We start from the raw sequence: 26414 nt of genomic DNA, 5'->3' as shown, positions 1-26414 counted from the left end.
GCGTTCACGACTCCCTTGCTTCAATCACTGACGATCCAGATTCAGTCGAGATTGAAGGAAACAAAAAAACCACGAGTCTCCTCGTGGTTCCCCATGATTATTTTTTCTCGGCGAGCCAAGCGGCGACAGCCGTGATTTCTTCTTCGTCCTCAATCACGTTCGCAGGCATAGCGCCTTTCCCGTTTTTGATGACTTCTTCAATTTCACTAGCTGATAGACGTGAACCGACGTCCGCTAGTTTCGGACCGCTCATTCCTTCTAGATTCGCACCGTGACATGCCGCACAGTTTTGTGCGTAGACCGCTTCCGCGTCGACCGACGCCGTGTTGGCGCCGTCCCCGTTGCTCGTCGACTCTTCTTCATCGCCACCGCCGCACGCACCGAGCGTGAGCATGGCGCCAAGTCCAATCGCCATCATCCATTTCTTCATAATAGGGTTCCCCTCCTAAGTTGTAGAAATAACCTACTTTTACCATTATAGCCGTTATGAACCGCTTTCTAACCTAACTCACGAAAAATACACAAAGATTCCACAACTTAGGGAACGTTGATATAGCGTTTGTCCGACGTGAACCCTTGCCCCATCACCTCGTGCGCCTCACTGAAGATGAGGAACGCATCAGGATCGATGCGGCGAATGATTTCTTTCAGCCGGCTCACTTCGTTCTGGCGGACGACGACGAGGAGCATCGGGCGCTCGAGTCGCGAATACGCCCCGATCGCTTGAATCTCCGTCGCGCCCCGGTCGAGCTCATCGAAGACGGCGCGCGTGATGACGTCCCGTTTCTCTGAGATGACGTACGCCATCTTGTCCTGCGTGAAGCCGAGCTGGACGAAGTCGATCATCTTGATCGTGATGAAGAGGGCGATCAGTGCATACAGTCCCGTCGTGAACGAGAACGTGACAGCAGCGACGAGGACGACCGCCCCGTCGAGGATGGCGATACAGAGGTAGAGCGGGATGTGGGTGAACTTATGTAAGATTTGCGCGAGCAAATCCATCCCACCGGTCGAGGCCCGTCCCCGGAAGATGAGCCCGAGCCCGATGCCGACGCCGGCCCCGCCGAAGATGGCCGCGAGCAATGTGTCATTGACGGCCGCACCCGCGTCAATCGCTTCATAAAATAAGATCACGCCCGGTAAAAAAATCGACCCGACGAGTGACTTCACGCCGAAGCCTAGCCCGAGAATCATCCAGCCGACGAGGAGGAGCAACACGTTCGACACGAGCTGGAACGCCCCTGGCGAGATGTTGAACAGCTCGTACGTGATGATTGAGATCCCGCTGACGCCGCCCGAGGCGAGGTTGTTCGGCAATAGGAACAAACTGAACGCCGAGGCGACGAAGACGGACCCGGTCAGTAAATAGATATAGTCTTTGACGATTTGCTTCATTAAAGGTTTTCTCCTCTACATACAACGTGGCCCAAAGACGTCAGTCCTTGAGCCACTTGCATCACATATTTGTCTTGCGGAGGTAAGCGTCGATGAAGCCCATGATGTCGCCATCCATGACGCCACTCGTGTTCCCGACTTCATAACTCGTGCGGTGGTCCTTGACCATCGCGTACGGGTGGAAGACGTACGAACGGATTTGGCTGCCCCAACCGATGTCTGTCTTCTCGCCGCGGATCTCATCGAGCTTGCGTTGCTGCTCGTCGAGTTCGCGTTGATACAGTTTTGCCTTGAGCATCTTCATCGCTGCTTCGCGGTTCTTGATTTGCGAACGCTCAGCTTGACACGAGACGACGACGCCCGTCGGCACGTGCGTGATCCGGACGGCCGAGTCAGTCGTGTTAATGTGCTGACCGCCGGCGCCTGACGCGCGGTACGTATCGATCCGGAGGTCTTCGGTCTTCACTTCGATTTCGATGTCGTCATTGAATTCCGGCATGACGTCGCACGAAACGAATGACGTATGGCGGCGGCCCGACGAATCGAACGGCGAGATACGAACCAAGCGGTGAATCCCTTTCTCTGCTTTCAAATAGCCGTAAGCGTTATGCCCGACGATGCGAAGCGTGACCGATTTGACGCCGGCTTCTTCGCCCGGAAGATAGTCGACCGTCTCGACTTTCCAGCCTTGCTTGTCAGCGAAGCGCTGATACATGCGGAGGAGCATCGATGCCCAGTCCTGTGACTCGGTACCGCCCGCCCCCGGATGAAGCTCGAGGATGGCGTTGTTGGCGTCGTATGGTCCGTTCAAGAGGATCTCGAGCTCGAACGCGTCGAAATCGGCCTTGAGCGCCGTGACCATCTCTCCTAATTCACTTTGCATCTCGGCATCCGGCTCTTCTTTGATCAGTTCGAGCGTGACTTCGCCGTCTTCGTGCCCATCGGCGAGCTCTTGGTATTTGTCGACCATCGCTTTGAGCGCGTTCGACTCGTCGATGACTTTCTGCGCCTTTTCTTGGCTGTCCCAGAAGTCTGGGTACGTCATCTCGTTCTCGAGCTCGGCGATGCGGGCCTGCTTCTCTGTCAGGTTGAGCGATTGGCGATAATTCTCGAGACGTTTCGCCATCGCCTCGAGTTCGTTGCGAATATCTGAAATTTCCATAGTGTAGGTCACCTTTCCGTAGGAAAGAGGCGAGCGGGCTCGCCTCTTTCAAAATTAAGCCTGTTGTTTGCCGTGGCAGTTTTTGAACTTCTTGCCTGAACCACACCAGCATGGGTCGTTGCGCCCGAGCCGTTGGTCTTCCGAGCGACGGACCGGCTTCTTCTTGAGCGGCGTGTCGTCCTTGCCAGACACCGCCACTTCCTCCTCGACGACTTTCTCGCGTCGGAGGTTATCGCCGACTTCGGCACGAAGCACGAAGCCGGTCACTTCTTCGGAGATGGCCGCGTTCATCGCGTCGAACATGTTGACGCCTTCCGCCTGGTACTCGCGGAGCGGATCGTTCTGTCCGTAGGCACGCAAGTGAATCCCTTGACGGAGTTGGTCCATGTGGTCGATGTGTGCCATCCAGTGTGAATCGACGGCACGGAGCACGATAATCTTCTCGAACTCGTTGAAGCGTTCCGGCGGCGCGAGTTGGCGTTTCGCCTCATACTGCGCGTTCGTGCGTTCGCTCAAGAGCTCGATGATCTCCTCGCGCTCTTTGCCGTAGAAGTCCTTGCCTTCGACCGGCTGTTCGAGGGCGAGCGTCTGGTTGGCCCAGTGCGCGAGCTCATCGATGTTCCATTCTTCCGGCACGAGCTCGAGCGGCGTATATTGCGCCACGCCCGTCTCGACCGTCTCTTGAATCATCGAACGGACGATGTCCGTGACCGATTCGTTCTCGAGGATGCTGGCCCGGTCTTTGTACATGACTTTCCGTTGGTCGGCCATGACGTTATCGTAACCGAGGAGCTGTTTCCGAGCGTCGTAGTTGTTCCCTTCGACACGTTTCTGGGCCGACTCGACCGCTTTCGAGACCATGCGGCTCTCGATTGGTTGCGTGTCGTCCATGCCGAGGCGCTCCATCATGTTCTGGAGGCTGTCCGTCCCGAAGCGACGCATGAGCTCATCTTCGAGCGACAAGTAGAACTGGGATTTACCCGGGTCTCCTTGACGGCCGGCCCGTCCACGGAGCTGGTTGTCGATCCGGCGCGACTCGTGGCGCTCGGTCCCGACGATGTATAATCCGCCGAGCTCGATGACGCCCTCGCCGAGCTTGATGTCGGTTCCGCGTCCGGCCATGTTCGTCGCGATCGTGACCGCGCCTTTTTGGCCGGCGTTCTCGACGATTTCGGCCTCACGGGCGTGGTTCTTCGCGTTCAAGACTTCGTGTTTGATTTTCTTCTTCGAGAGAAGCTTGCTCAAATGCTCCGACGTCTCGACGGCGACCGTCCCGACGAGGACCGGTTGTCCCGTCGCGTGGGCTGCCATAATTTCTTCGACGACAGCTTTGAACTTGCCATCCATCGATTTGAAGATGAGATCCGAACGGTCTTCTCGAAGGATCGGTTTGTTCGTCGGGATCGTTACGACCTGCATGTTGTAAATGTTACGGAACTCTTCTTCCTCTGTCTTCGCCGTTCCGGTCATCCCGGCCAGCTTCTCATACATACGGAAGTAGTTCTGGTACGTGATCGTCGCGAGCGTCATCGATTCACGCTGAATCTCGACGCCTTCTTTCGCTTCGATCGCCTGGTGCAACCCTTCCGAGTAGCGGCGTCCGTCCATGACCCGACCGGTGAACTGGTCGATGATCATGACTTGGCCGTCACGGACCATGTAGTCGACGTCATGATGCATGACGGCGTTGGCACGAAGGGCGAGCCCGACGTGGTGGTTGACCGAGACGTGCTCGATCGCGAACAAGTTGTCGATGCCAAAGAACTTCTCAGCGAGGTCGACCCCTTTGTCCGTGAGGAGAACCGACTTCGTCTTCACGTCGACCGTGTAGTCGTCCTCGATTTTGAGCGTGCGGACGAAGGCATCGGCACGCGTGTAGAGCTCTGTCGATTTTTGAGCCGAACCCGAGATGATGAGCGGGGTCCGGGCTTCATCGACGAGAATCGAATCGACTTCATCGACGATCGTGAAGTAGAGCTCGCGTTGGACACGGTCTTCTTTGTAAAGGACCATGTTGTCACGCAAGTAGTCAAAACCGAGCTCGTTGTTCGTCGAATAGGTGATGTCACAGTTGTACGCCGCCTGTTTCTCGACACGGTCCATGTTCGACACGTTAAGGCCGACCGAAAGGCCGAGTGCGAAATAGAGCGGCTCCATGAGTTCTTTGTCACGGCGGGCCAAATATTCGTTGACCGTCACGACGTGGACGCCGCGGCCCGTGAGCGCGTTCAAATATACCGGAAGAGTCGCGACGAGCGTCTTCCCTTCCCCGGTCTTCATCTCAGCGATGTCACCGTTATGGAGCACGTAGCCCCCGATGAGCTGGACACGATAGTGGCGCATGCCGAGCACACGCTCAGACGCCTCGCGACAGACCGCGAAGGCTTCCGGCAAGATATCATCAAGCGTCTCACCCTTGTCCAAACGCTCCCGGAACTCGATCGACTTCGCCTGAAGTGCTTCGTCAGACAATGCCTTAATCGGTTCGGCGAACGACTCGACGAGGTCGGCCGCTTTTTCTGCTTTTTTCAATACTCGTTTCTGTGGAGCAAATAAATCTTTCAAAAAGTTCGCCATACGCTTTATCTCCTCTGCATTCACTGAAAAATGCATGTTTTTTCCCTAATGTACAGTTTAACCGAAGTGACCCTCGCTTTCAAGGAAAGGCCAAACGAAACGGCCCTCCGAGTTGGAGGGCCGTGTGGTTTCAAGGTTGAATTATTCTGGTTCGATCAAGCCGTATTTCCCGTCTTTACGACGATAGACGACGTTCGTGTTGCCCGTTTCTGCGTCTGAGAAGACGAAGAAGCTGTGACCGAGCATGTCCATCTGAAGAATCGCTTCTTCCGTATCCATCGGTTTGAGCGTGAAACGCTTCGTCCGCACGAGTTCGAGTTCTGCCTCGTCCTCGTCGTAGACGACCACGTCCTCAGGACCTTCGAGTGACTTGAAGTACTCGCCGATACCGCCATCTTTGGCACGTGATTTACGGTTGAGTTTCGTTTTGTGCTTACGGATTTGACGTTCCAATTTATCGACGACGAGGTCGATTGCCGCGTACATGTCGAGGTTTGTTTCCTCAGCACGGAGCAACAAGTTCGGCATCGGGATCGTCACTTCCACCTTTTGCTTCTCATTGTACACTTTCAAGTTGACGTAAGCCGTCTGTGCATCCGTAGGAGTTGTGAAATACCGAGTCAATTTGTCCAACTTTTTCTCGACATAGTCTTGAATAGCTGGTGTGACTTCAATGTTTTCGCCGCGAATGTTATAAATCATCTGAACTCCTCCTTAAAATAACCGCTTGACCCAATGATTCGTCGATATGGACCGAATCTCCTGCTTCATTTCTGAAAAGAAAGTGGAACCAGGTGGCTCATGTATAGTATACCCCGAATTCAAATCGTTTGAAAACGTTATCATCAGAAAATAATGACAATTTTGTTCCGATTGTGTCGTCTTCAACTTGAATCGGCGGTATAAAAAGAAACTACCCGTTCTGCCCGTTCTTAAACGCGATTTTGATTCGAAGGACGTTATGTAAGAAAAATAAAAAGCCGGCTCCACGAGGGAACCGGCTTACGGCTTGAAATTATAATTTTGTAACGTTAGCCGCTTGTGGGCCACGCTCGCCATCAACGATTTCAAATTCTACCTCTTGACCTTCGTCAAGTGATTTGTAGCCGTCAGTTTGGATTGCAGAGAAGTGTACGAATACGTCTTTGCCGCCTTCTACTTCGATGAATCCAAAACCTTTTTCTGAGTTAAACCATTTTACTTTACCTACCATGTGTAAATCCATTCCTTTCACCATTGAAGAATACAGAGGCTTTCCCTCTATCGGTAATCTTACCACCTTCTTGGAAGCGTGACAAACACTTTCTCATATTTTTGTAAATGAATCGTCTTTTGGCTTACATTGGAATTATATTTCCCTACTTTTCATATAGAGATATTGAATTTACATATTTTGTGATATATCATGGAAGGGATGATTTAGGTTTGTACGCCATTTGGGCGAGCCGAGCCTGAAAATCTAATACGAAAAGGACGGTGCAGCCATATGCGCCCCTACCATTCCGAGGAAAAGTACCGTATTACGAAGCGGACGGTGGCCATCCTGCCTTGTTATGAGATGTCCGCGCAATCGCGCGTCATTCTCGAGGACGGTTCCGAGATTACGACCCCGCTCCGGCCTTACCAGCTCCTTCAGCTCTCATGCCGCCAGTACAGCAGTTCGATCGAGGAGCGCATCTTCGTCGCCAAGCGCGTCGCCGGCATCAAAGGCAAAGTGCCAGTCGTCATCGAACCGACGTCCGGTCTCGTCTTTTTCCCGACGATGTCCCCGAAGCGCCCTGAATGTGAATGGTACGCCTGGTCGCACGTCCGTGACATCACGAGTGACCCGATCGAGTCGAAAGGTTTAGTCGTCACCCAGAACGGTCACCGGATCACCACGAACGCGACCTCATACGTCCTCCGCAATCAATTGAAAGCGACGGGCGAACTCGTCGCTCGGTTCCAACAATTAAACCAGAGCGCAACGCTCAACTCTTGACCCTTCCGTCGATTCGACGGGAGGTTTTTTTCTGTCGGTTTCGCTTCACTTTTTGAAAAAGAGGTCGATATATTGTTCGAGGTGACAACTATGCAAATCCAAGCCCCCATGACCGCGGCCGTCGCGGTCACAGCCGGCATCCAGACGAATCGCATCTATAAAGCCGAGCTCGTCAAACAGACCGGACCCGACTCCGGGATCGTCAAAATCAATGGCGAGCACGTCGAGGTCACGTTCGAGGGCGGGCTCCCGAAGACGAACCCGTTCCAACTGACGCTCGCCGAACAAGACGGCCAGCTCATCGCGACGATCGTCGTCAAACCTGAACCCGAGACGCCGGACATGCCGAGCGGTCAACCGGTGAAACTCGATACGAAGATTCAGGCGTTGCTCGCATCGCTCCCGCCCGAGGTCCGGAGTGCCGTCAGCCGTTTGCTCCAATCAGGACGCTTACCGATGAACGAGGACACGGTGCGTCTGCTCGAGACCGTCTTCAAAGGTGACATGCGCGATGCCGTCCTTTGGCTGAAGACGGTCGAGGCGCCGACGCTCCCGCGTGATGTCGCGCGCGACCTCGCCGTCGCGTCATTAGATGAAGCGAGACAACAAATGAAACCACCGCCACCTGACGCGCCGTACCCGCAGAAAGAACGGTTCATCGAGCACGCCAATCTGTCGCGTCCCGTCAGCGAACGTTTGACGCCGACACCGGAGACGGTCGACCGGCTCATCAACGAGTTGCCGGAGCCGCGCCCGACGCGAATCGAACCGCGTGAGGCGTTACCGCCCGTCCTAGGACGCCCGGTACTCGTCAAGGAAGTGACGACGCATCTCGCGACCGTGACGAACACGTTCCGAAGCGAACAAGTGACGGTGACGAAACAGCTCGGCCAAGTCGCCGCCCTCGTCGAGACGAACCCGCATCAGGCACGTCCTGCGCTCGAGACGGTGTCGACCCGACTGACGCAGCTCATTCAAAAGACGGACGCTTTGTTACATACGAGCGCGACCCAAGAGAAGGCGCTCGTCGCGATGACGGCGAAGCTCGACGTCGCACTCGGCCTACTGTCGACGAAACCGGCTGAGAGCGCCGTGCTCATCAAAGAAGTGCGCGCCAGTTTGAACGAGTTCCGGTACGTGCCGAACCACGTCCGGCTCGAATACATCCCGCATCAGGCGACCCGCGCCGGCGAATTGCCGCGCGTCACGCCGTTCAAGGTCGACCCGAACCTATCAGGCCGCGTCATCCAAGAGACGACGCAGCGCGTCCAGGCGTCGACGTTGTCGATGAAAGCCGACGCGGCGACACCCGAGGCGCAACGGCTCGCCTCGTTCTTCCAAGTCCAACAGACGTTGAACCGGCTCGACGGCGGGCAGCTCCATCAGCTCATCCTCGCCTTGCCGGCGAAAGTCCAAGAGATCGACACCGGCATCCACGTTCATATCCAAAACCGTGAGGCCGGGGATGTCGTCGACTGGGAGAACAGTGTGCTCTATATCCGGCTCGAGACACCGCGGCTCGGAGAGATTGGCGTCAAGCTCGAAGCGATTGACCGGAATCTCCGGCTCACGCTCGAACACGATGATCCGACCGTCGAAGCACTCGCGCGTCCCCTGCTCGGCAAGATCGAGACGACGCTCGAGGCGATCGGTTATAAGAGCGTGACGACCCAGTTCCGCCCGCTGACGAAGTCCGATAAACCGGAGACCGAGCGCCCGACGCTCGAGACGACCGGCTATGATTTCCGCATCTAGGAGGCTGTTATGTATCAACGCATGGATTTGACAAAACGCAAGACGGCCGCCGTCGTCCGCTATGACGAGACGATCGACCGGGCCCCGGTCGTCGTCGCCCGCGGAACGGGCGCCGTCGCCGATAAGATTTTAGACGAGGCGAGATCACGCGGCGTCGCCATCGAGCATGACCATTCGCTCCTTGGCCACCTGCTTGACCTCGACCTCGGGGACGCGATTCCGCCCCAACTGTATGACGTCATGGCCGAAGTGCTATTACTGATTGAAGAACTCGACACCATCAAAGGAGACCCATCATGAACCCGAACCGACTATACGAAATGAGCCCGGAAGAGCTGACGCAAGCGATGCTCCACGCGCTCGTCTATCACTATGAACAAGCCCAGACGGCGACAATCGCCGAACGCAACCGCCATTTGCGCCAAGCGCGCGAACTGCTCGCGAAGCTCCACCAAGGACTTCACGACGGCGGCGGCATCATCTCGGCCCAACTCGATGAGCTTTACTTGTATATGGCCAAATCGAGCCTCGAGGCGTTGATTGAACAAGACATGGACAAAATCGAGGAGCTTCACGGCCTCGCGACCGAGCTCGACCAGACGTGGGCCGAGGCGATCGAGAACGCCCGACTCCAACCCGTACCTTCAGGAGGAAACCGTTATGAAAATTACCAATAACGTGCAAGCACTGAAAGCCTACTCGTCGCTCACGGTCAACCAGGCGACGATGAAGAAGACGATGGATCGCCTCTCGAGCGGTGTCCGCATCAACAAGGCGTCCGACGACGCGGCCGGGCTCGCCATCTCTGAGAAGATGCGCATCCGTCTCGACTCGCTGTCGATGGCCGAACGCAACACCCTCGACGGCATCTCGCTCACGCAGACGCTCGAAGGCGGGATGAGCGAGACCCATTCCCTCCTGCAACGGATGCGCGAGCTGTCGGTCCAAGCGTCGAACGGGACGCTGAGCGGTGATGACGCCAAGGCGATTCAAGACGAGATTGCTGCCCTCACGGATGAAGTGACCCGGATCGCCGAGACGACCGAGTTCAACTCGAAGAAGATCATGAACGGTGACTTTATCGCCGGCAATGAGACACTCTTCTTCCAACTCGGGGCCGGCAGCGGCGAAGGCGTCGTCTTGAACGTCGACGACATGCGCGCCGGCGCGCTCGGAATTGATGGTCTTGACGTGACGACGCAAGGTGGCGCCAATGACGCCATCGCCAAGTTCGATGCCGCGATTCAAAAAGTCTCGCTCGAACGTTCGAAACTCGGCGCCATCCAAAACCGGCTCGAGGCGAACGTGAGCGTCGTCACGATCGGGTCTGAGAACTTGACGGCATCCGAGTCACGCATCCGCGACGCCGACATGGCGCGCGAGATGATGGACTTCGCCCGTCTCAACATCTTGAACCAGTCCGGCATGGCGATGATCGCCCAATCGAACGCGTTGCCGCAAGGCGTGCTACAATTGTTGAACTAACTTAAGGAAGGACGGATCCTATGGACATTCGTCGCATCATGGAGACACAGTCGCTTCACGGCTCAGGAAAGGCGAAACGCCCCGAGGTCGAGCCTGGCGTCTCGTTCCAGAACGTCATCGGTCAAAAACGTGAGGACCGCGAACATGAGCGCTTCCAACGCCAAATCGCGGCCATCCACGAGAAAGGCGAGCTCCTCGCCGAGAGCCAGACCGTCGAGTCGCTCGCTGAATATAAGCAACTCATCAAAGACTTTATGAAAGACGCCGTTGACGCGGCGCTCCGCCTCGAGGACAAACGTGGCTTCAACCGCCGCGGCCGGGCCAAGATTTACAAGATCGTCGAACAGGTCGACCAGAAGTTGCTTGCCTTGACCGATCAAGTCATCTCGGGCGAGGCGTCACGTTTGTCGCTCCTCGACCAAGTCGGTGAGATTCGCGGCCTGCTCGTCAACGTATACGTGTGAGGTGAAGTAATGGCAGAACATATCTTTTCGAAAAAAGTGAAATGTCCGTATTGTTTGAAACAGAGCGAGACGCCGCGCGTGCTGTCGCGCCACATCCGGCCGCAGGAAGTCGCGAAGGACGGATATACGACATACGATGGCGCCAACCCGTACTTTTATGAGCCGACCGTCTGTAGTCACTGTCACCTCGTCTTTCACGACTCGTTTGACAAGGTGAGAAAGACGCATCGTGAGGCACTCGAGAATGGCTATTTCGACCGGGTGAACGCGGAGGCGCTCACGGGCGACCGCTCGGCCGAGCACGTCATCCGGCTCTACAAGTTTGCCGTCGTGACGGCCCAATTGAGCGGCCAGAAACCGTCCGTCGTCGCCATGCTCGGCATGCGGCTCGTCTGGATGTATCGCCTGACGGGTAACGAGGCGTCCGAGAAGGAATGGATGAAACGGACGCTCGACAAGTACAACGAGGTGCAAGAGGCGTACACGGATCAAATCCGGACCGGCCTCCCGTACGACCAGCTCATGCTGCGGATCGCCGACTTGTCGGCTTCGCTCGGTCTGTATGAGGACGCGCGGCGTTGGTATGGCATTCTGCTCGGCAGCAAGGAAGTGTCGGAGCGGATCCGGACCCAGGCCCGGTCACACTGGGAAGACTTTAGAATAGAACACGCTTAAAAGGGAGAGCCGCGGCTCTCCCTTTTCGCATACAAAAAAACGCGCTCATCCACTCACGGACAAGCGCGGTCGGCTCTCTTTACGATTGAACCCCCAAACCGAAAAGAGATCGACGAGACATGACTCCCGTCAAAACATAAACAGGGCACCCAAGAACCGATTGCGCGGTTCTTTCTCCATTATTTCTATCACGTTCAGATTGGAGTATGCTTAGTAGGAATCCAAAGGAGGTCATTCCATGTTTGAAGCCCGATACATCGAAACGGTACGCTCGATTTTCCAGGAACAGAAACAGCTCGCCGAAGACGCGTTGAAGCAAGTGAACGACGAGGACATGCATCGTGTGCTCGCGAAAGACACACTCTCGCTCACGGTCATCGTACAGCACATCTCGAACAACATGAAGTCGCGCTGGACCGACTTTTTGACGACGGACGGCGAGAAGCCGGATCGAAACCGCGACGCTGAGTTCGAGGACCAACAACAGTCCCGCGCCGAACTGATGGCTACGTGGGACGAACGTTGGCAACTGTTGGACAACGTATTGGCGAGCCTCACGCCGGAAGACCTCGGTAAGACCGTCTTCATCCGCGGTGAAGAGAAGACCGTCATCTGGGCGATTGAGAAGCAAGTGTCGCACTATAGCTATCACGTCGGACAGATTGTCTTTCTCGCGAAAGTATTCGCCGGGGAGAACTGGAACGTGTTGACGATTCCGTTGCCGCATCAGCGTAACGACTGACGTCTCGTGAGTAATACTTAGAGCACAAACCCGCCCGCTCCAGGCAGACGTCGTCGCCGCTTGGAGCGGGTTTTCTATCGAGTTAACAACAAGACGGCTTTCCTAATCAAGTAGATGGAGAACAGGACGATTGTTCCTTCGCTAGTGTCAGGAGCCGTCGTTCAAGTGACCCGTCGAACGGAAACTTACCCAAATCGATTCGCCGTTTCACGTCCTCGATTGTGTTCCAGACATATGTCACGACGTCGTCCGGATAGCCGAACCGGACCCGATTCACTGCAAATTCCTCTTCATCGACGAGTCGCCACTCGCCTTCCCCGTCAGCCACGAGGTCGAGGTCTAAATCGATGAATTCGATGACGTCCCCGTCTAGTCGAGGAACGAGACCGATGTTGCAGTAGTGACAAATCGTCCCGTCCGCTTCTAAATCGAGCTGGACCGTGAATCCGTCATGGCGCATGAAACACTCGAGCGAGTGTGATTCGTACGTATAACGAGCTTGCCGGGTATGGTGCTGGAGCGTCCGGACTGGTCCGGCGTAAAGCAGGATGCGCTCATCATCCTCCTCGATGAGTCGGCTCGTCCACTCGTAATGCAGGCTCTCATCATACTTCCTCACTTGAACGGTGCGTGTCTCGTTCATCTTCCTCACTCCTTCTTATGGATTAATCTGCTCATGCCTTTTCCTTTATGTAAATCCGTTCACAAACACGAAACATGTTTCATTCGATGGAACGTGTGCTTTTCAACATGCCACCTCTTCGATTCCTCAATTTTCCATGATAGTATTCAACATGTAAAGCGCTTACAAAAATGAAACGTCAAAGGATGGATGGTTATGAAGCGAGCAGTCAATATATTGCAAGACTTCGGGAAATCATTGTTCGCTCCGGTTCTCATCTTACCGATCGTCGGACTCTTCATCGCCTTCGGGAACATGTTCGGTAACGGGAACTTGGCAACGTATGTCCCATTTTTAAGCAATCCTTATATTCAAGGCTTCGGTCAATTGCTGTCAGGCAGTGCCGTCGTCATCTTAGTCAATCTTGCCCTCGTTTTCGCCGTCGGGATTCCGATCGGCCTCGCTAAAAAAGATAAGGGGTACGCCGCCTTGACCGGCCTCGTCACGTTCATCATCTTCATGAACGCGATGAACCTGACCCTCAGCTTGACTGGGAATCTCGCAGATCCGGACACGATGCGTGCTGCCGGACAAGGGATGGTCCTCGGGGTGCAAGTGCTCGAGATGGGCGTCTTCGCCGGGATTTTGATTGGTGGACTCGTCGGCTACTTACATAACAAATACTCAAGCGTCCAATTCGAAGGCGTGATGGCCATCTATTCCGGTCACCGTTTCGTCGTCATCTTGGCAATCCCGACCGCCATCGCCCTCGGGTTCGCGATGACGTTCGTCTGGCCGTATGCGCAGAGCGCCATCACGAGCTCGGCCCTGTTCATCAAGAGTGCCGGCGGCTTCGGGGTCTTCCTTTACGGATTCCTCGAGCGGGTATTGATTCCGACCGGGTTGCATCACCTCGTCTACACCCCGTTCTTATATACCGAGTTGGGTGGTACGGCTGAAGTGTGTGGCCAGATGTACAACGGCGCACGGAACATCTACTTCGCGGAGATGGCGTGTCAAGACGTCACCCAGTTGAGCACGACGGCCGTATGGGATGCACGAGGCATCGCCAAGATGTTCGGTCTGACGGCTGCCGCTCTCGCCATGTACGTCACCGCGTCACCGTCTAAAAAGAATGCAGCGAAAGCCATCCTGTTCCCAGCCGCCTTGACGTCGTTCTTGCTCGGTGTCACAGAACCGATTGAGTTCGCATTCTTGTTCACGGCACCGTTGCTCTTCGTCGTCCACGCGGTATTGACCGGTGTCGGCATGACGCTCTATTACTTGCTTGACGTTCACGCGATCGGTGCGAATGGCGCCATCGACTTCGTCTTGTATAACTTGCCGCTCGGTCTCGAGAAGTCGAACTGGCATATGTACATCCTCGTCGGATTGATCATGTCGGTCCTCTACTTCCTCGTCTTCCGGACGTTGATTTTGAAACTCGACTTGAAGACACCGGGACGGGGCGATGAGGCGGAAGAAGTGAAACTGTACGACAAAAAAGACTATCAGGCCAAACAGACGGATGAAGCAGCCGCAACCGAAATCGGTGTCGGTCACGTCATCATCGACGGGCTCGGCGGTCGCGACAATATCGACACGGTCGACAACTGTTACACCCGGTTGCGTGTCACCGTGAAAGACACGAGTAAAATCGATGAACCGACCCTGCTCTCGACCGGGGCCAAAGGCGTCATCAAGTCAGGCGATAACATTCAAGTCGTATACGGTCTGCATGTGAAGAAAATGCGGGATGCAGTCGAAGACGTATTATAACCAAGGAGGAATTACTATGAGTAAACAAGCACCTTTCATTTTAACAATCGTCGGTGGCGGTAGTACCTATACACCAGGGATCGTGAAAAGTTTAATGGTTCGTCTAGAAGAGTTCCCGCTGAAAGAGATTCGTCTGTATGATCTTGATGCCGAGCGTCAACTCGCCGTCTCTAAAGTCGTCGAGTACGTCATCCGCCAGCATACGAACGACGTCAAACTGACCGTGACGACCGACCCTGCCGAAGCATTCACCGCGGCCGACTATGTATTCGCCCAAATGCGCGTCGGAAAATACAAAATGCGCGAACACGATGAAAAAATCCCGCTCCGTCACCAAGTCGTCGGGCAAGAGACGTGTGGTCCCGGTGGCCTTGCCTACGGTCTTCGCACGATCGAACCGATGATTCAGCTGATTGACTTCGTCGAACAGTATGCCAACGACGCCTGGATCATCAACTACTCGAACCCGGCCGCCATCGTGGCCGAAGGGATCCGTCGCTTACGTCCCGACGCCAAAGTGCTCAACATTTGTGACATGCCGGTCGGCGTCATGCGCAACATGGCCGCCGTGCTCGGGGTCGAACGCGAAGACTTGACGGTCAACTACTTCGGGCTCAACCACTTCGGGTGGTTCACGGAAGTGTTCGTCGACGGCGAGGATAAGTTGCCGGAGCTACGTGAACACATCGCCAAATTCGGTTTGTTGACCGAAGACATCTCCGTCATCGACGTCCAACACTCTGACCCATCATGGGTGAAAACGTATAAGAATATCAAACCGCTTATGGACTACTTCCCGGAGTATATCCCGAACCCGTACATGCAGTATTACTTGATGAGTACGGACATCGTCGACGACTCGAACCCGGAGCATACACGTGCCAACGAAGTCATGGCCGGACGTGAGAAGACGTTGTTCGAGGCCATCCGCACGTTCGAAGAGACAGGTGAGATGCCAGAAGCGTTCCACGTCGGCGTACACGGGATCTTCATCGTCGATGTCGCTATCTCGCTCGCTTTCGATCGTCGGGAACGTCATCTCGTCATCGTCGAAAATAACGGCGCCATCGCCAACATCCCGGATGACGCCATGGTCGAAGTACCGGCCTACATCACGTCACACGGTCCGGAACCGATTCGTGTCGGTCACATCCCGCTCTTCTATAAAGGTTTGATGGAACAGCAGCTCGCCAGTGAGAAGCTGCTCGTCGAAGCGACGATTGAAGGCTCTTACGAGAAGGCACTTCAAGCGTTCACGTTGAACAAGACGGTCCCATCAGCCCGTCATGCGAAAACGATTCTCGACGAGATGATTGAAGCGAACGCCGGCTTCTGGCCTGACCTTCAATCTCGTCACACGCTCGTGCGCAACTAAATGAAGAAGTGGTCCCTCAAAAGGGCCGCTTCTTTTTTCATGACGACTCGCTTATGATTAGAATGTGTGAAAGGAGGGATGGACGATGGAGCCATCCGTTTGGGACTTATTGCGAGGCAAGAATCGGTTGACCGAGATGGAATATAGCGTCCTCTTGTTTGCCGCCGAGAACGTCTCGCTCGTTCGCGAGATGAACATACGCGAACTGGCGGCCCGGTGCTACACGTCACCGGCCACCATCATCCGGCTCTGCAAAAAGCTTGGGTTTAGCGGCTATAGTGAATTCTTATTTTTCTTAAAAGGGCAGCAACCGACGCTGCATCAAACCGAGCGGCCCCACCATGAGGCGTGGGCTGATCAGTTCCGGACGCATGTGACGAATTTTGAGCGCACGAATGCCTTGATTTCAGAGCAAGTCTCGGACTTCCATCAATTGTTGGATGCGAGTCGGTCGATTTTTTTATACGGCGCCGGCTTCTCCACGTTCTTTGCCGAATATATGGCGAAGAAGTTGCATCTTCAAAAGAAGCAGGCATGGGTCAGTTCAGCTGGCGACAGCCGGAGCCTGTTTCTCGCTCACATTGAACATCAGGACTTGTTCATCGCCTTCTCTCGTAGTGGCGAGACCGAGTCCGTTCTCGAGAAGGTGAACATCGCCAAACAACATGACATTCCCGTCATCGCGTTCACGCGTGCGACGAAAAATCGTTTGGGCGAGCTCGCCACCGTACATATTCCGATTTATGATGACCAGCGGGAAGAGTCGACAGCGGCATCTTCCTACGATTCAAACTTACTGCTCGTGATGGAGATGTTACTTCACCGCTGACAAATGGCCGCACCAGTTCCCTGGAGCGGCCATCCTTTATTTCTCGACGTTAATTGTATATTCGTAACGGGATTCCCCAATCGACTGATAGTTCGCGTCTGACGGTCCATCGATGACGACTTTCACGTCCGCTAACTCTTCTGGCATCGCTTTGACGAAGAAAAGCACGTTCCCTTCCTTCTTCACTTTCCCGAGTAACTCGCCGCCGACGTCATCTGAGAACCACAAGTCGGCTGACACTTGTTCGCCTGTGTTCGTCACGAGCGTCGCTTGGTTCGGATGAAAACTGATGGTGTCGTCAATCGTATTCTCGACGATGACATTCATCGCGACGACTGTCACTTCTTCTTGCCCGTCAAACGAGTCGCGATACGCTTCGTTGACCGTGAGTCGAGATGTCTGGACTTTATCGATGGCGAAGTTGACAGAGCCGATCGTCTCTTTGATGTCGAGCGCCTTGTTCTTCATGAAGATTTGGTTTGAACCAAGTTCACTATCCTGCATTTCTGCTTCTTCTTTTGTGCCTGCCGCTGGTTCTTCCTTCTTCTCTGCCTCTACAACTTCCTCCGTATCGGTCGCCGTCGTCTTCAGTTCATCGGCTTCCCCGCAGCCTACAAGCAGTGTTAAAGGTAAGGCAAGCATCAATCCGTATCGTTTCATGTTCATCTTCATTCTCTCCCTTTTCGTATGAGTGGTGGTTGATAAGATGAGCATACTGGATTGTCTAGCCTGACCGGTGTAAGAAAACGTATAGGGTGGTCACCCTGCATAAATAAAAGCCAAGGTCTTTGAAAGAACCTTGACTTTGGCTATATTATCCTCTTGATTTGAGATCTTCTTCTTCATACGGATCGGGACCGTCTTCGAGCGGCGCATCGTCTTCGACATACGCTTCAATTTTCGGATCACGTTCCACATACTCATCGTACGCCCCTTCTGGACCGTAGACGAAGTAACGACGGTTTTTCATTGACTCAGGTTTCACTTTTTTCTCACTCATCTCGTTTCCCTCCCCTTTCCAGAAAAGAAGCAACGGTTACAGTGGTATTTACCCGATTTTAAACAAAAACAGACGTCTTTGCACCCCTATCAAATGGAATGAAACTTTTTCGGAGTTGGGTCGTAAAATAATGATTACGAATAGATGAGGGGACGAGATGGATGAGTTTATTGAAAACAGGATTCGTTCGCGGTGTGACATGGTTTGCGGTGTTCGGGGTGCTTGTAGCGTATCAGTGGTGGAACGGAGATATGAGAGGTGTACATAATATGCTCGTCTACGGCGGGATGGCGTTCTTCCTTGGTCTGACGAGTGTCATTTATGAAGTTCGACAGTGGTCGTTCCGGAAACAGATTTTGATTCATTGGGCCACGATGCATGTGACGATTCTGCCGCTCATCATATTCAGTGACTTTCTGCCAGTAACGTCTTTGCAAGACGCTTTACTCACGTATTTAAAATTCAATGTGAGTGGACTGATTTTGTTTACCTTGTCCAGAATCCTGTTGAAAATACGACGGCAAGTCAAAGCTTCATAAATGAAAATAGCTCGAAGGCGCGCCTTCGAGCTGTTTTCATGTCTGTTGATCGAATAGTCCTGAGAAGTTTGAATCGACATCTTCGTAAGGGTCGACGTACGACTTGACCGTCTTCCGTTCTTGCCTCGCTGTCCCGAGCGTCATCCCGAGCCGTTGATGCTCCGCCTCAATCAAACGCGCAATCTGTTGACTGTCATCGACGAGCTGACGAATCACCGTCTGGTCAGCGTCCTTTAAATCAGGACCGTGCGCCGCAAGCAACTGCTCGCGGTCGTCGAGCAGCTCATGGATTTGGTCCATCCATGTATCATACGTGGGTTCTTCCGGCACTTTCGCCAGCAAGTCCTTTAGTCGTTGCGTTTTGAAGATGATTTCATCGATGGGTCTCATGCTTGCTTCGCGAGTTTCATCGCTTCCTTCCACGTGTCACGGAGCTCAGTTGTGAAGTCTAGCACTTCGTCGAGGATGGTCGTATCGTTCTTGATGTTCGCATCGACGAGACGACGCCACATGTACTCATAGAGCGAATCTAAATTCGCCGAGATGGCAATGTCTTTATTTAGCGTCAAGCGCATCTCTTGAAAGATGGCTTGTGTCTTTTGGATATTCGTGTTCTTCAAATCTGAATTTCCTTGCTCGATGGCGAGTTTGGCGAGGCGCATGAACTTGAGCGCCCCGTCATACAACATGAGCGTGAGTTCCTGTGGGTTTGCGGTCGTGACCGCATTGTTTTGATATGCTGCATATGGGTTGGCTACCATTTAAATTCCTCCTCTTACATGCCTCCGCCTAAGAACTGTTGCAGTGAGGCGGCTTGCGAGTTCGCCTGGTTCATGGCCGTTTCCATCGCTGCAAAGCGACGGTAATAGGCATTTTCTTTATCGATTAACAAATCATTTAATCGTCTAATCCGATTATCGATTTCTGTCATTTCGCGCCCCATCGAATATGTCGGTGCACCAGAGCCGTCCGCCCCGGCAATCCGAGTGATCGACGAACGTGAGCTAGTTGCAGCATCACGAACTTGTGTGAGTAACCCACTCTCCGTGTTGGCGAATAACTGATACACTTGGTCCGGATCTTTTTCGATAGCGGCTTTGAGTTTTTCTTCGTTCAACTCAATTTTTCCACCGTTTGTAAAGTCAGCCCCGGTTGAGAGACCGATTTGAAACAATTGGCGCATATCTGTGTCGTTCGTTGCGATTGAAGTGCTTGACCAGTTACTCCGGAGCGAGTCCATTGCCCCTCGAACAATTGAATCGCCCCGTAACATCCCGCTCATCGCTTTTTCTTCCCATTTTTTAACTTCGTCATCTGACAATTCATCACGCTGTGCTTGCGTGAGCGGTGCAAATGAACGGAAACGATCTTCTTTTACTTTTTTGTTCATAAGATCGATTGTTTCATTATATTTATCAACAAACGCTTTTATATTGTCAAAGACTTTCTGTGTGTCAGTTGCTGCAGAAAGAGTGACCGCACCTTCGCCGGCCGTAAACTGCGATTTTAACGTTATCGTCATATTATCGATTGTCACAGTATTCGAGCTTTGTGTCATCGATATGCCATTCACCATAAAATTAGCGTTCATCCCTTTTTGTGGGACTGCTGCCGGATCAATCCCGAAAGCAGCTTTAGTAGTCGCATCAAATTCGATAATCGCCTCTTCACCCGTTTGTTTTTGAGTGAGTGACAACTTCCCAGAAACCGGCTCGAAAAATGCAGAAATCCCTGAATCTTTCCCATTCAACGCAGTTACTAAATTCTCCATAGTAGCATCTTCTGCTATCTTAATTGTTTTAAACTCACCGCCGTTGACGGAACGAATTTGAACTTGATAACCCGAAGTATAGGTTGCCGTTGCCCCGATAGGTACATCTGTCCCATCGTTCATTGTCACTTTTCCTGTTGCTTCATCATAAGTATAGGTTGAGGCATCAATAGGGTTACTCGTTGCATCTTTTAATGTGATGGTTGTACCTGTTCTCGGCTTTGGTGAGAGTGTCCATTCTTTTGTAACGGTAGATAAAGTTACTTCTTGAGTGGCCGATTGCAAGTTCATGTCTGCAACTTTCGTTGTCTTTGTAACTGCATTCCCATTTTTGTCTTTTGGTTCGACAACTTGGGTTGCAGCTGTCGCCAGCTGACTAACGGATTCAATACGAATTGCTGTGTTCCCGCTCGACGGTCCTGCTACAACTGAGACGCGTGACTCATCAGATGAACTAGAAGTTTTTGCATAGAAGTTTCGACTGAACATTAAATCGACTGCACTGTTCCGGAGTGTCATGAGTGATCGGTTAATTTCACGATAAGCATCACGCTTCCATTCGGTGATCTGCTTTTTCTGTTCAAGTTTATCGACGGGGACTCTCTCAGCTTGCATCAATTGTTTAATAATTGTATCAGTATCAATCCCACTAGCAAGTCCGCCGAATCGGATAGGTGTTGTCATGATTTGCCTCCTTTATACACGTTCGTCAAAAAGTTGATTAAACTCCATGAATGCGGCGAAAAAGTCGAGTGACTTCTTGCTAGGGATTTCACGGATAACTTCGTTATTCGTATCCACGACTTGAATATAGTAGTCGTTTAATTTTTCATGTTTAACAAATTTTAGCCCTGTTCGTTGCAATTCCAATGATTGATTAGCTTTTTCAATTGCCATTTCTAGTTTTGTAACGTGTTGGGGAGTAGGAAGAACAATTATGCCTTCTTGAGACAGGGATTTTTGATTCTCATCTACAAAAATATGCTTGGTTGATTCATATGGTAAGACTGAAGCAGGCAAGTGTACCCTTACTTCCTTGATATTGTTTACCATCTATAGTTCCTCATCTTTCTCAGTTACTTAATCGCTATAGTTTCCTATACTATTCATCGACAAATGTTCGAAATTTTACACATTGGATTGAGTAATTCTGCATTTTGATTCATTAATAATTTTGAATAAAAATAAACTTCGTTTTGATCTGTCACTATTTCATAAGAATTATGTATTTTGAACAATTCATTCTCAATGTCTGCTTCTCCCCAAATGAGCTCAATGTCTAGATTGAAAATATCTATCTGATAATTTTGAAACGTTTGTTGAATTTCTAAAAGCACTTCATTTAAATGAAGACTATCATTTACAAATAAGAGCCTTAAATATACCGGGGTTCTAAAACTATCCTTTGACAATTTTCTCACGAAAAATTCCCAATCCAATGGTTGGTTACTAATGAAGAAGCTAAGCGTTCTTTCAGAAAAAAAAGTCTCATTTATTTTTAAGGCGTCATAATGACTACATAAAATTTCCTTAACACCTTCTAGGCCGGAATTTCTCTTACCTTTAAATTTTGTAAGTTGGTTAATACGGTTAGATACGCCTTTTAAATCAATAACCTCATCTTCGACCTGTTTTCCTTTAAACTCTCTAATCACAATACTGTATTCCTTCAGATGGTTTGCTACAGAGTTTGACAAAGAGTTATTTTTTTTTATGGTATTAAATATCTCATGTGTATCTAAGCAAGCAGAAGAGTTTAACTGAATGCTAACATCGTTTTTAAGTCTGTCTATTGCTCTATTTTCTGAATAAGGTGTTATGTGTAAACCTCTTTCGGTAAGATTATGATGAAGAAATTTATCAAGGTTATGAGAATCAATTTTCCCACCATAGCCTTTTTCACCTAAAACTAAAAAGGGAACATTCACCGAAACACTTTCTAATAAAACCCTCCCAACACCTAACACAAGATCAGCTTCAAGCATAAGTCGCCTAGGGTTTGCGACCCCTCCTTCAATCTTAATTTTTCTTTTTATGTCAATGGGTAATTTTCCTACGATATTAATGAGGTTTTCAAGGTAATTACCTTGCCCTACTATTTTCAATTCCACGTTATTTGATTGTTTTAAAAAATCTATGAGAAATTCAAATATTGCTTTCTTCTCTTCATCAATCCTCGAAACATATAATAAAGATATTAAATTTGAAGAGCGAATACTTCGAGGTTGCATGTTGTCACAATTAAAATTAATGCTATTCGGTATAACTTCAACATTTGATAGTTGCAAATGACTAATTCGATTTTTAATTTCTTCGCTAACTACAATCTGTCTAGAATAAAAATCAAGTAAATAATTCGTGCTAGGACATGTATAGTTTCCATGAACAGTCGTGATAATAGGGACTGGGCATACTAGGCTTAGAAGAGCAACATTTTTTTGCGAAATGAATGGATGAGCATGTACCACTTCAATTTTGTTATTAATTACTGTTCTCATCAGTAGTGCACTAACCTCAATAACATTATCTTCACTGATCTCCGGAAGTTCTATCCACGATATGTAATCCTCAATTAACGCTAGAGCTTCTCCTCTTGGAGTAGCAAGAAATACATTATGACCATTTTCATAGAAGCCCTTCAATAAAGTAATAATGCTAGTTTCTGCCCCACCAAACTTTAAATGATCATAAACATGTAAAATATTCATTTAAATCCCTCATTGTATAATTGATGTATAAGTATGTTTAAATTTTATCGCACCATAAATATTTAAACTTTCTTCAGTCGGATTGGACATATATAAATGCTCTGCTAGATATAACGCCTCTTCAAATACTTCAGCAAATTCATAATACTCAATTAAAATTTTTATTGCGTATAAAGCTATTGAAGATAATCCATTCACATTAATCAATTGTATCAATTCACTAATCTCGCAATACATTGCCAATTTAACGCTTAACATATAAACAGAGGGTTTCTCTGAAACATCTTTGTTTAAAAACACTTTTACAAATTGAATATAATCATCGGTGTTAGTTAGAGTAATTAGTTGCTCTAATTGATGTAACCTTAAGTAGGTATTTACCAATTCAATTAACAACTCAAAATCATTTTTGTGTATCGCCGAAAAAGCAAATAAAAGAATTTCATGACTAAACTCATCTAAAGTAAAATCTTCCTTTTTAGTTAATTCAAAATAATGGTTGTATAAATTTTCCGTCTCATGTGCAATGAACAACTTTTCAGGAAGAATATATTTTTGTACCATTGGATAATCTCTTAAGTTTGTCCAATCTACGTTTGGTAACGTCACAGTATTCCCCATTTTATCTTTTACTATCTTATCCACATCTTTAAAAATATAATGCCAGTTTCCCCATGTGAAATCTTCTTCTCCATACTTCAAATGGTTTTGTTGATTATGAAAATTTAAGAACATCGCGGCATCATGTGAGTTTTTATAAAAATATGTTCTTGATGGTTTTCGGTATAATAGATCTGGGAAACCAGTAGAGATAACAAAAATATTTTTATCAGCAATGTATTCATAGTACTTTAAAGGTGTGACTGCTGATGATAAGGACGTTTCTTCAAAAGGAATAATTGCATATTTACTCTCATTAAGATAATTACTCAGATTATAATAATCAACGGTACCAAGCTCTTTGATGTTAGGACTTGAAAAAGTATATTTTATGTGTTTAGGTCCAATAATTATAAAATTTAACGTCGGGTTTGTACTTGCCATGTGCTCAATTGTTTTTACATCAACCCATGATGAAATTGAACCAAAAAATATAACTTGATTTAACTTTGAAATACTTTCTTTTGTTTCGTAATCGAGTTCGAAACTTCCATTTGGTAAATATAGTATATTATTATTGTATCGATGAGCTATATAACCTAATTTCATTGCGCTAACAGAAACATATTTACATTTTTTCATTAATCTTTTTTCTGCATTAAGTAGAATTTCCGGAAAGTTAATTTCGGAGACAGTTCTTCTAAATTCATTCCACAAGTCTATAGAATCATATATTATAGTTTGTCTTTCCAACTCTTCATCCGAAAACAACAAACCGAAATATGGATGCGTCACCCATATAAATTCATATTCGTATAAATCTAGGCTATTAAATAACTGTTTTATGTTTTTCTCTGTATTCCAAATCTTATGGTTCTCACCCTGTATTTCAATGTTTTCGTTTAAACCTATGTAATCTACATAATATCCTTTGCTTTCAAATATTTTCACTATATGTTGAGGCCGCTGCCTAGTTTTGTTCTTAAATGGTATACCACTACATATAAGTACTTTTTTCATTGTCCATTACTCCTTTAGTACTTTCTTCATAGTTTATTTTATCTTTTAAATAAAGGTCATGGAGAAGAATCTCCATGACCTTTATAAGATAAAACATTAACGTAAAAGTTGAAGAACTGCTTGAGGTTGCTGGTTAGATTGGCTCATCATTGCTTGAGCAGCCTGATTTAAGATGTTGTTCTTTGTAAAGTTCATCATCTCTTTAGCCATATCAACATCACGAATACGTGATTCAGCAGCTTGAAGGTTTTCAGCAGAAGTGCTCAAGTTATTGATTGTATGTTCGAGACGGTTTTGTGTTGCACCTAAAAGTGAACGTCCTTTTGAGACTGTTTCAATTTGTGTCGAGATTGTATCAACTAGGGCTGTAGAAAGAGCTGATGTTGCAACACTTGCCGATGTTAATGTCCCTACTGCTGTGTTAATCGATGTGAGGTCAACTCCTGCTGTAGTGAAATCTACTGCCATCGTTTGAGCATTGTTTGCACCAACTTGGAAAGTGACACTTCCTGATACACCTGCAGATCCATTGAGCAATTTCTGTTCGTTAAACTCTGTGTTGTCTTTGATTCGGGTGATTTCTTTACCGAGCTGAGCTAATTCATCTCCGATTGCTCCACGATCAACAGCTACGTTTGTATCGTTAGCTGCCTGTACAGCGAGTTCACGCATACGCTGAAGGATTGAGTGAGTTTCATTCAACCCGCCCTCAGCAGTTTGAATCATCGAGATACCATCCTGTGCGTTTTTCGAAGCCATATCAAGACCACGAATTTGACCGCGCATTTTTTCAGAGATTGCAAGACCAGCCGCATCGTCACCAGCACGGTTGATGCGAAGACCTGAAGACAATTTCTCCATCGCTTTACCAGTTTGTGCTGTGTTGAATGACATGTTGCGGTGAGCGTTCATTGAGTTAAGGTTGTGGTTAATAATCATTGTAATTTCCCTCCATAGGTTTGAGTTTTTTCCGCTCTTCCAAATCCATTTGTCCGAGCATACAAGGCTTAGGCCGGCCCCTCACCTTGTATTAGTTGGAACGTTTTATCGTTTCCATACTCTATATCGGAGTCATCGCGAATCTGTTTAGTCTTTTTCAAAAATAATTACACATTTTGACTATTTCTTTTCAAATCGAATAGAAAAACGACTAAAGTTAGACTGACCTAGCTATATGAGACACTAATAAAAACACCTTGATTAAGCTGCCGCCACACTATATTTTATCGGTGTGAGGTAGCCTAATTTTTCTTGGATACGTTCTTCGTTGTAGTAAGTTAAGTAATTATTCACCCGCTCACGCACTTCATAGTCGCTTAACGAGTTGAACTTGACGTACTGGAATTCCTCAGACTTCAAGTTCGAATGAAACGATTCGATCACCGCATTATCCCAACAGTTGCCTCTTCGAGACATGCTGCTCGTCAGATGCTTCCTCTTGACGAAATCTTGAAAGGCATATGATGTATAGACACTTCCTTGATCTGAATGGATGATAATCCCTTCGGGATTGTTCCGACTCTCCAACGCCATCCTTAACGTATCGATGACGAGGGGCGTTTGTTGATGATCGTATAGCTTATAGGCAACAATCTCATTGTTGAATAGGTCGATGATCGTGAAGAGCTACTTCGTCGTGCCCCCCGTATTGGATGTAGGTGATGTCCGTCACCCACTTCTTATTCGGTCTACTGGCAGTGAAGTCTCGCTTGAGAAGGTCAGGGGCGATGACGATGCTCTCACCCTGAGACTTCCATTTTCGTTTGGGTTTGATCCGACACTGGAGATGGTGCTTCTTCATGATTCTCTGTACGGTGTTCCGGTTTGCTGCCAATTCATAGGTTTGTGTAGACGTCAAGTTGATTTTGACACTTTTTGCTCGTTTGCCTTTTACACTTCTGCCGAAAACAATGATTTCCGGTTTCTCATCCGATG

Annotated in this window: 29 protein-coding genes and 1 pseudogene; 12 read left to right on the top strand and 18 right to left on the bottom strand. The window is 49.5% G+C overall.

Annotation, left to right across the window (positions count from 1 at the left end):
• Window positions 1-97 precede the first annotated feature (97 nt).
• The 6 genes from cccB to cspD all read right to left on the bottom strand — a co-directional run bounded on the left by cccB (window position 98) and on the right by cspD (window position 6347).
• Window positions 98-430 carry a cytochrome c551 gene (gene cccB / locus KNP71_RS07500; protein ID WP_029595036.1) on the bottom strand — a complete coding sequence of 111 codons (333 nt, stop codon included), beginning with the start codon at window positions 428-430 and terminating at the stop codon, window positions 98-100.
• Between the two features lie 107 nt (window positions 431-537).
• Complete coding sequence (locus tag KNP71_RS07495; protein WP_021065415.1) at window positions 538-1395, bottom strand: YitT family protein; 858 nt, start codon at window positions 1393-1395, stop codon at window positions 538-540.
• A 61-nt stretch (window positions 1396-1456) separates the two neighbouring features.
• Window positions 1457-2557: a peptide chain release factor 2 gene (gene prfB / locus KNP71_RS07490; RefSeq protein ID WP_214756750.1), complete on the bottom strand. Its 1101-nt coding sequence runs from the start codon at window positions 2555-2557 to the stop codon at window positions 1457-1459.
• A 54-nt stretch (window positions 2558-2611) separates the two neighbouring features.
• Window positions 2612-5134, bottom strand: a complete 2523-nt coding sequence (secA, locus tag KNP71_RS07485; protein WP_214756752.1) for a preprotein translocase subunit SecA — start codon at window positions 5132-5134, stop codon at window positions 2612-2614.
• A 141-nt stretch (window positions 5135-5275) separates the two neighbouring features.
• Window positions 5276-5836: a ribosome hibernation-promoting factor, HPF/YfiA family gene (hpf, locus tag KNP71_RS07480; RefSeq protein WP_021065412.1), complete on the bottom strand. Its 561-nt coding sequence runs from the start codon at window positions 5834-5836 to the stop codon at window positions 5276-5278.
• 313 nt (window positions 5837-6149) lie between these two features.
• A complete protein-coding gene (gene cspD / locus KNP71_RS07475) occupies window positions 6150-6347 on the bottom strand; it encodes a cold-shock protein CspD (protein WP_021065411.1) in 198 nt (65 codons plus the stop codon).
• Window positions 6348-6620: 273 nt separating this feature from the next.
• Between cspD and KNP71_RS07470 the strand changes: the two genes are divergently transcribed.
• The 8 genes from KNP71_RS07470 (at window position 6621) to KNP71_RS07435 (ending at window position 12236) form a co-directional block, all read left to right on the top strand.
• Window positions 6621-7115: a competence protein ComK gene (locus tag KNP71_RS07470; RefSeq protein WP_029595033.1), complete on the top strand. Its 495-nt coding sequence runs from the start codon at window positions 6621-6623 to the stop codon at window positions 7113-7115.
• A 90-nt stretch (window positions 7116-7205) separates the two neighbouring features.
• Window positions 7206-8870, top strand: a complete 1665-nt coding sequence (locus KNP71_RS07465) for a hypothetical protein (RefSeq protein ID WP_251132776.1) — start codon at window positions 7206-7208, stop codon at window positions 8868-8870.
• 9 nt (window positions 8871-8879) lie between these two features.
• Window positions 8880-9170, top strand: a complete 291-nt coding sequence (locus KNP71_RS07460) for an EscU/YscU/HrcU family type III secretion system export apparatus switch protein (protein WP_131472867.1) — start codon at window positions 8880-8882, stop codon at window positions 9168-9170.
• A complete protein-coding gene (locus tag KNP71_RS07455; RefSeq protein WP_029595030.1) occupies window positions 9167-9547 on the top strand; it encodes a flagellar export chaperone FliS in 381 nt (126 codons plus the stop codon). Before KNP71_RS07460 ends, KNP71_RS07455 begins: the two co-directional genes overlap by 4 nt.
• Window positions 9531-10355, top strand: a complete 825-nt coding sequence (locus KNP71_RS07450; protein WP_131472868.1) for a flagellin N-terminal helical domain-containing protein — start codon at window positions 9531-9533, stop codon at window positions 10353-10355. The genes KNP71_RS07455 and KNP71_RS07450 overlap by 17 nt, the downstream gene beginning before the upstream one ends.
• A gap of 20 nt (window positions 10356-10375) precedes the next feature.
• On the top strand, window positions 10376-10819 hold the full coding sequence (locus KNP71_RS07445; protein ID WP_214830406.1) for a YaaR family protein: 444 nt from the start codon (window positions 10376-10378) through the stop codon (window positions 10817-10819).
• Between the two features lie 9 nt (window positions 10820-10828).
• Window positions 10829-11494, top strand: coding sequence for a DUF2225 domain-containing protein (locus KNP71_RS07440; protein WP_214830405.1), 666 nt, complete (start codon window positions 10829-10831; stop codon window positions 11492-11494).
• A 238-nt stretch (window positions 11495-11732) separates the two neighbouring features.
• Window positions 11733-12236 carry a DUF1572 family protein gene (locus tag KNP71_RS07435; RefSeq protein ID WP_214830404.1) on the top strand — a complete coding sequence of 168 codons (504 nt, stop codon included), beginning with the start codon at window positions 11733-11735 and terminating at the stop codon, window positions 12234-12236.
• Window positions 12237-12342: 106 nt separating this feature from the next.
• Here the strand turns inward: KNP71_RS07435 and KNP71_RS07430 are convergent, their stop codons facing one another.
• On the bottom strand, window positions 12343-12879 hold the full coding sequence (locus tag KNP71_RS07430; protein ID WP_214830403.1) for a DUF402 domain-containing protein: 537 nt from the start codon (window positions 12877-12879) through the stop codon (window positions 12343-12345).
• Window positions 12880-13134: 255 nt separating this feature from the next.
• Here KNP71_RS07430 and KNP71_RS07425 point away from each other — a divergent pair, with 255 nt between their 5' ends.
• The 3 genes from KNP71_RS07425 to KNP71_RS07415 all read left to right on the top strand — a co-directional run bounded on the left by KNP71_RS07425 (window position 13135) and on the right by KNP71_RS07415 (window position 16841).
• Window positions 13135-14637, top strand: a complete 1503-nt coding sequence (locus KNP71_RS07425; RefSeq protein WP_483299386.1) for a PTS transporter subunit EIIC — start codon at window positions 13135-13137, stop codon at window positions 14635-14637.
• 16 nt (window positions 14638-14653) lie between these two features.
• Entirely contained in the window at window positions 14654-16012 is a 1359-nt protein-coding gene (locus tag KNP71_RS07420; protein WP_214830400.1) for a 6-phospho-alpha-glucosidase, read from the top strand.
• 85 nt (window positions 16013-16097) lie between these two features.
• Window positions 16098-16841, top strand: coding sequence for a MurR/RpiR family transcriptional regulator (locus tag KNP71_RS07415; protein WP_214830399.1), 744 nt, complete (start codon window positions 16098-16100; stop codon window positions 16839-16841).
• 36 nt (window positions 16842-16877) lie between these two features.
• On the opposite strand, the gene KNP71_RS07410 is transcribed toward KNP71_RS07415, so the two are convergent.
• On the bottom strand, window positions 16878-17507 hold the full coding sequence (locus KNP71_RS07410; RefSeq protein ID WP_214830398.1) for a hypothetical protein: 630 nt from the start codon (window positions 17505-17507) through the stop codon (window positions 16878-16880).
• Between the two features lie 148 nt (window positions 17508-17655).
• A complete protein-coding gene (locus tag KNP71_RS07405; protein ID WP_034803944.1) occupies window positions 17656-17841 on the bottom strand; it encodes a hypothetical protein in 186 nt (61 codons plus the stop codon).
• A 161-nt stretch (window positions 17842-18002) separates the two neighbouring features.
• On the opposite strand from KNP71_RS07405, the gene KNP71_RS07400 reads away from it, so the two are divergent.
• Window positions 18003-18380: a DUF3021 family protein gene (locus tag KNP71_RS07400; RefSeq protein WP_214830397.1), complete on the top strand. Its 378-nt coding sequence runs from the start codon at window positions 18003-18005 to the stop codon at window positions 18378-18380.
• Between the two features lie 36 nt (window positions 18381-18416).
• On the opposite strand, the gene KNP71_RS07395 is transcribed toward KNP71_RS07400, so the two are convergent.
• The 9 genes and pseudogenes from KNP71_RS07395 to KNP71_RS07355 form a co-directional block, all read right to left on the bottom strand.
• Window positions 18417-18770, bottom strand: coding sequence for a flagellar protein FliT (locus KNP71_RS07395; protein WP_029595022.1), 354 nt, complete (start codon window positions 18768-18770; stop codon window positions 18417-18419).
• The gene (fliS, locus tag KNP71_RS07390; RefSeq protein WP_214830396.1) at window positions 18767-19141 is read right to left on the bottom strand and encodes a flagellar export chaperone FliS; all 375 of its coding nucleotides are present in this window, start codon (window positions 19139-19141) and stop codon (window positions 18767-18769) included. Before fliS ends, KNP71_RS07395 begins: the two co-directional genes overlap by 4 nt.
• Window positions 19142-19155: 14 nt before the next feature.
• Window positions 19156-20835: a flagellar filament capping protein FliD gene (gene fliD / locus KNP71_RS07385; protein WP_214830395.1), complete on the bottom strand. Its 1680-nt coding sequence runs from the start codon at window positions 20833-20835 to the stop codon at window positions 19156-19158.
• Between the two features lie 12 nt (window positions 20836-20847).
• On the bottom strand, window positions 20848-21204 hold the full coding sequence (locus KNP71_RS07380; RefSeq protein WP_214830394.1) for a flagellar protein FlaG: 357 nt from the start codon (window positions 21202-21204) through the stop codon (window positions 20848-20850).
• A 53-nt stretch (window positions 21205-21257) separates the two neighbouring features.
• Window positions 21258-22859 carry a glycosyltransferase gene (locus KNP71_RS07375; protein ID WP_214830393.1) on the bottom strand — a complete coding sequence of 534 codons (1602 nt, stop codon included), beginning with the start codon at window positions 22857-22859 and terminating at the stop codon, window positions 21258-21260.
• Between the two features lie 9 nt (window positions 22860-22868).
• Window positions 22869-24479 carry a glycosyltransferase family protein gene (locus KNP71_RS07370; RefSeq protein WP_214830392.1) on the bottom strand — a complete coding sequence of 537 codons (1611 nt, stop codon included), beginning with the start codon at window positions 24477-24479 and terminating at the stop codon, window positions 22869-22871.
• Window positions 24480-24575: 96 nt separating this feature from the next.
• Window positions 24576-25418, bottom strand: a complete 843-nt coding sequence (locus KNP71_RS07365) for a flagellin N-terminal helical domain-containing protein (RefSeq protein WP_214830391.1) — start codon at window positions 25416-25418, stop codon at window positions 24576-24578.
• Between the two features lie 261 nt (window positions 25419-25679).
• Window positions 25680-26072, bottom strand: a complete 393-nt coding sequence (locus tag KNP71_RS16005) for a DDE-type integrase/transposase/recombinase (protein ID WP_353049142.1) — start codon at window positions 26070-26072, stop codon at window positions 25680-25682.
• A 1-nt stretch (window position 26073) separates the two neighbouring features.
• Window positions 26074-26414: pseudogene (locus tag KNP71_RS07355) on the bottom strand (hypothetical protein); the annotation flags it as partial.

This window comes from Exiguobacterium sp. s56 (genome assembly GCF_018618255.1).
Classification (GTDB): Bacteria; Bacillota; Bacilli; order Exiguobacteriales; family Exiguobacteriaceae; genus Exiguobacterium; species Exiguobacterium chiriqhucha.
This window is presented reverse-complemented; position numbering and strand designations above follow the sequence as displayed.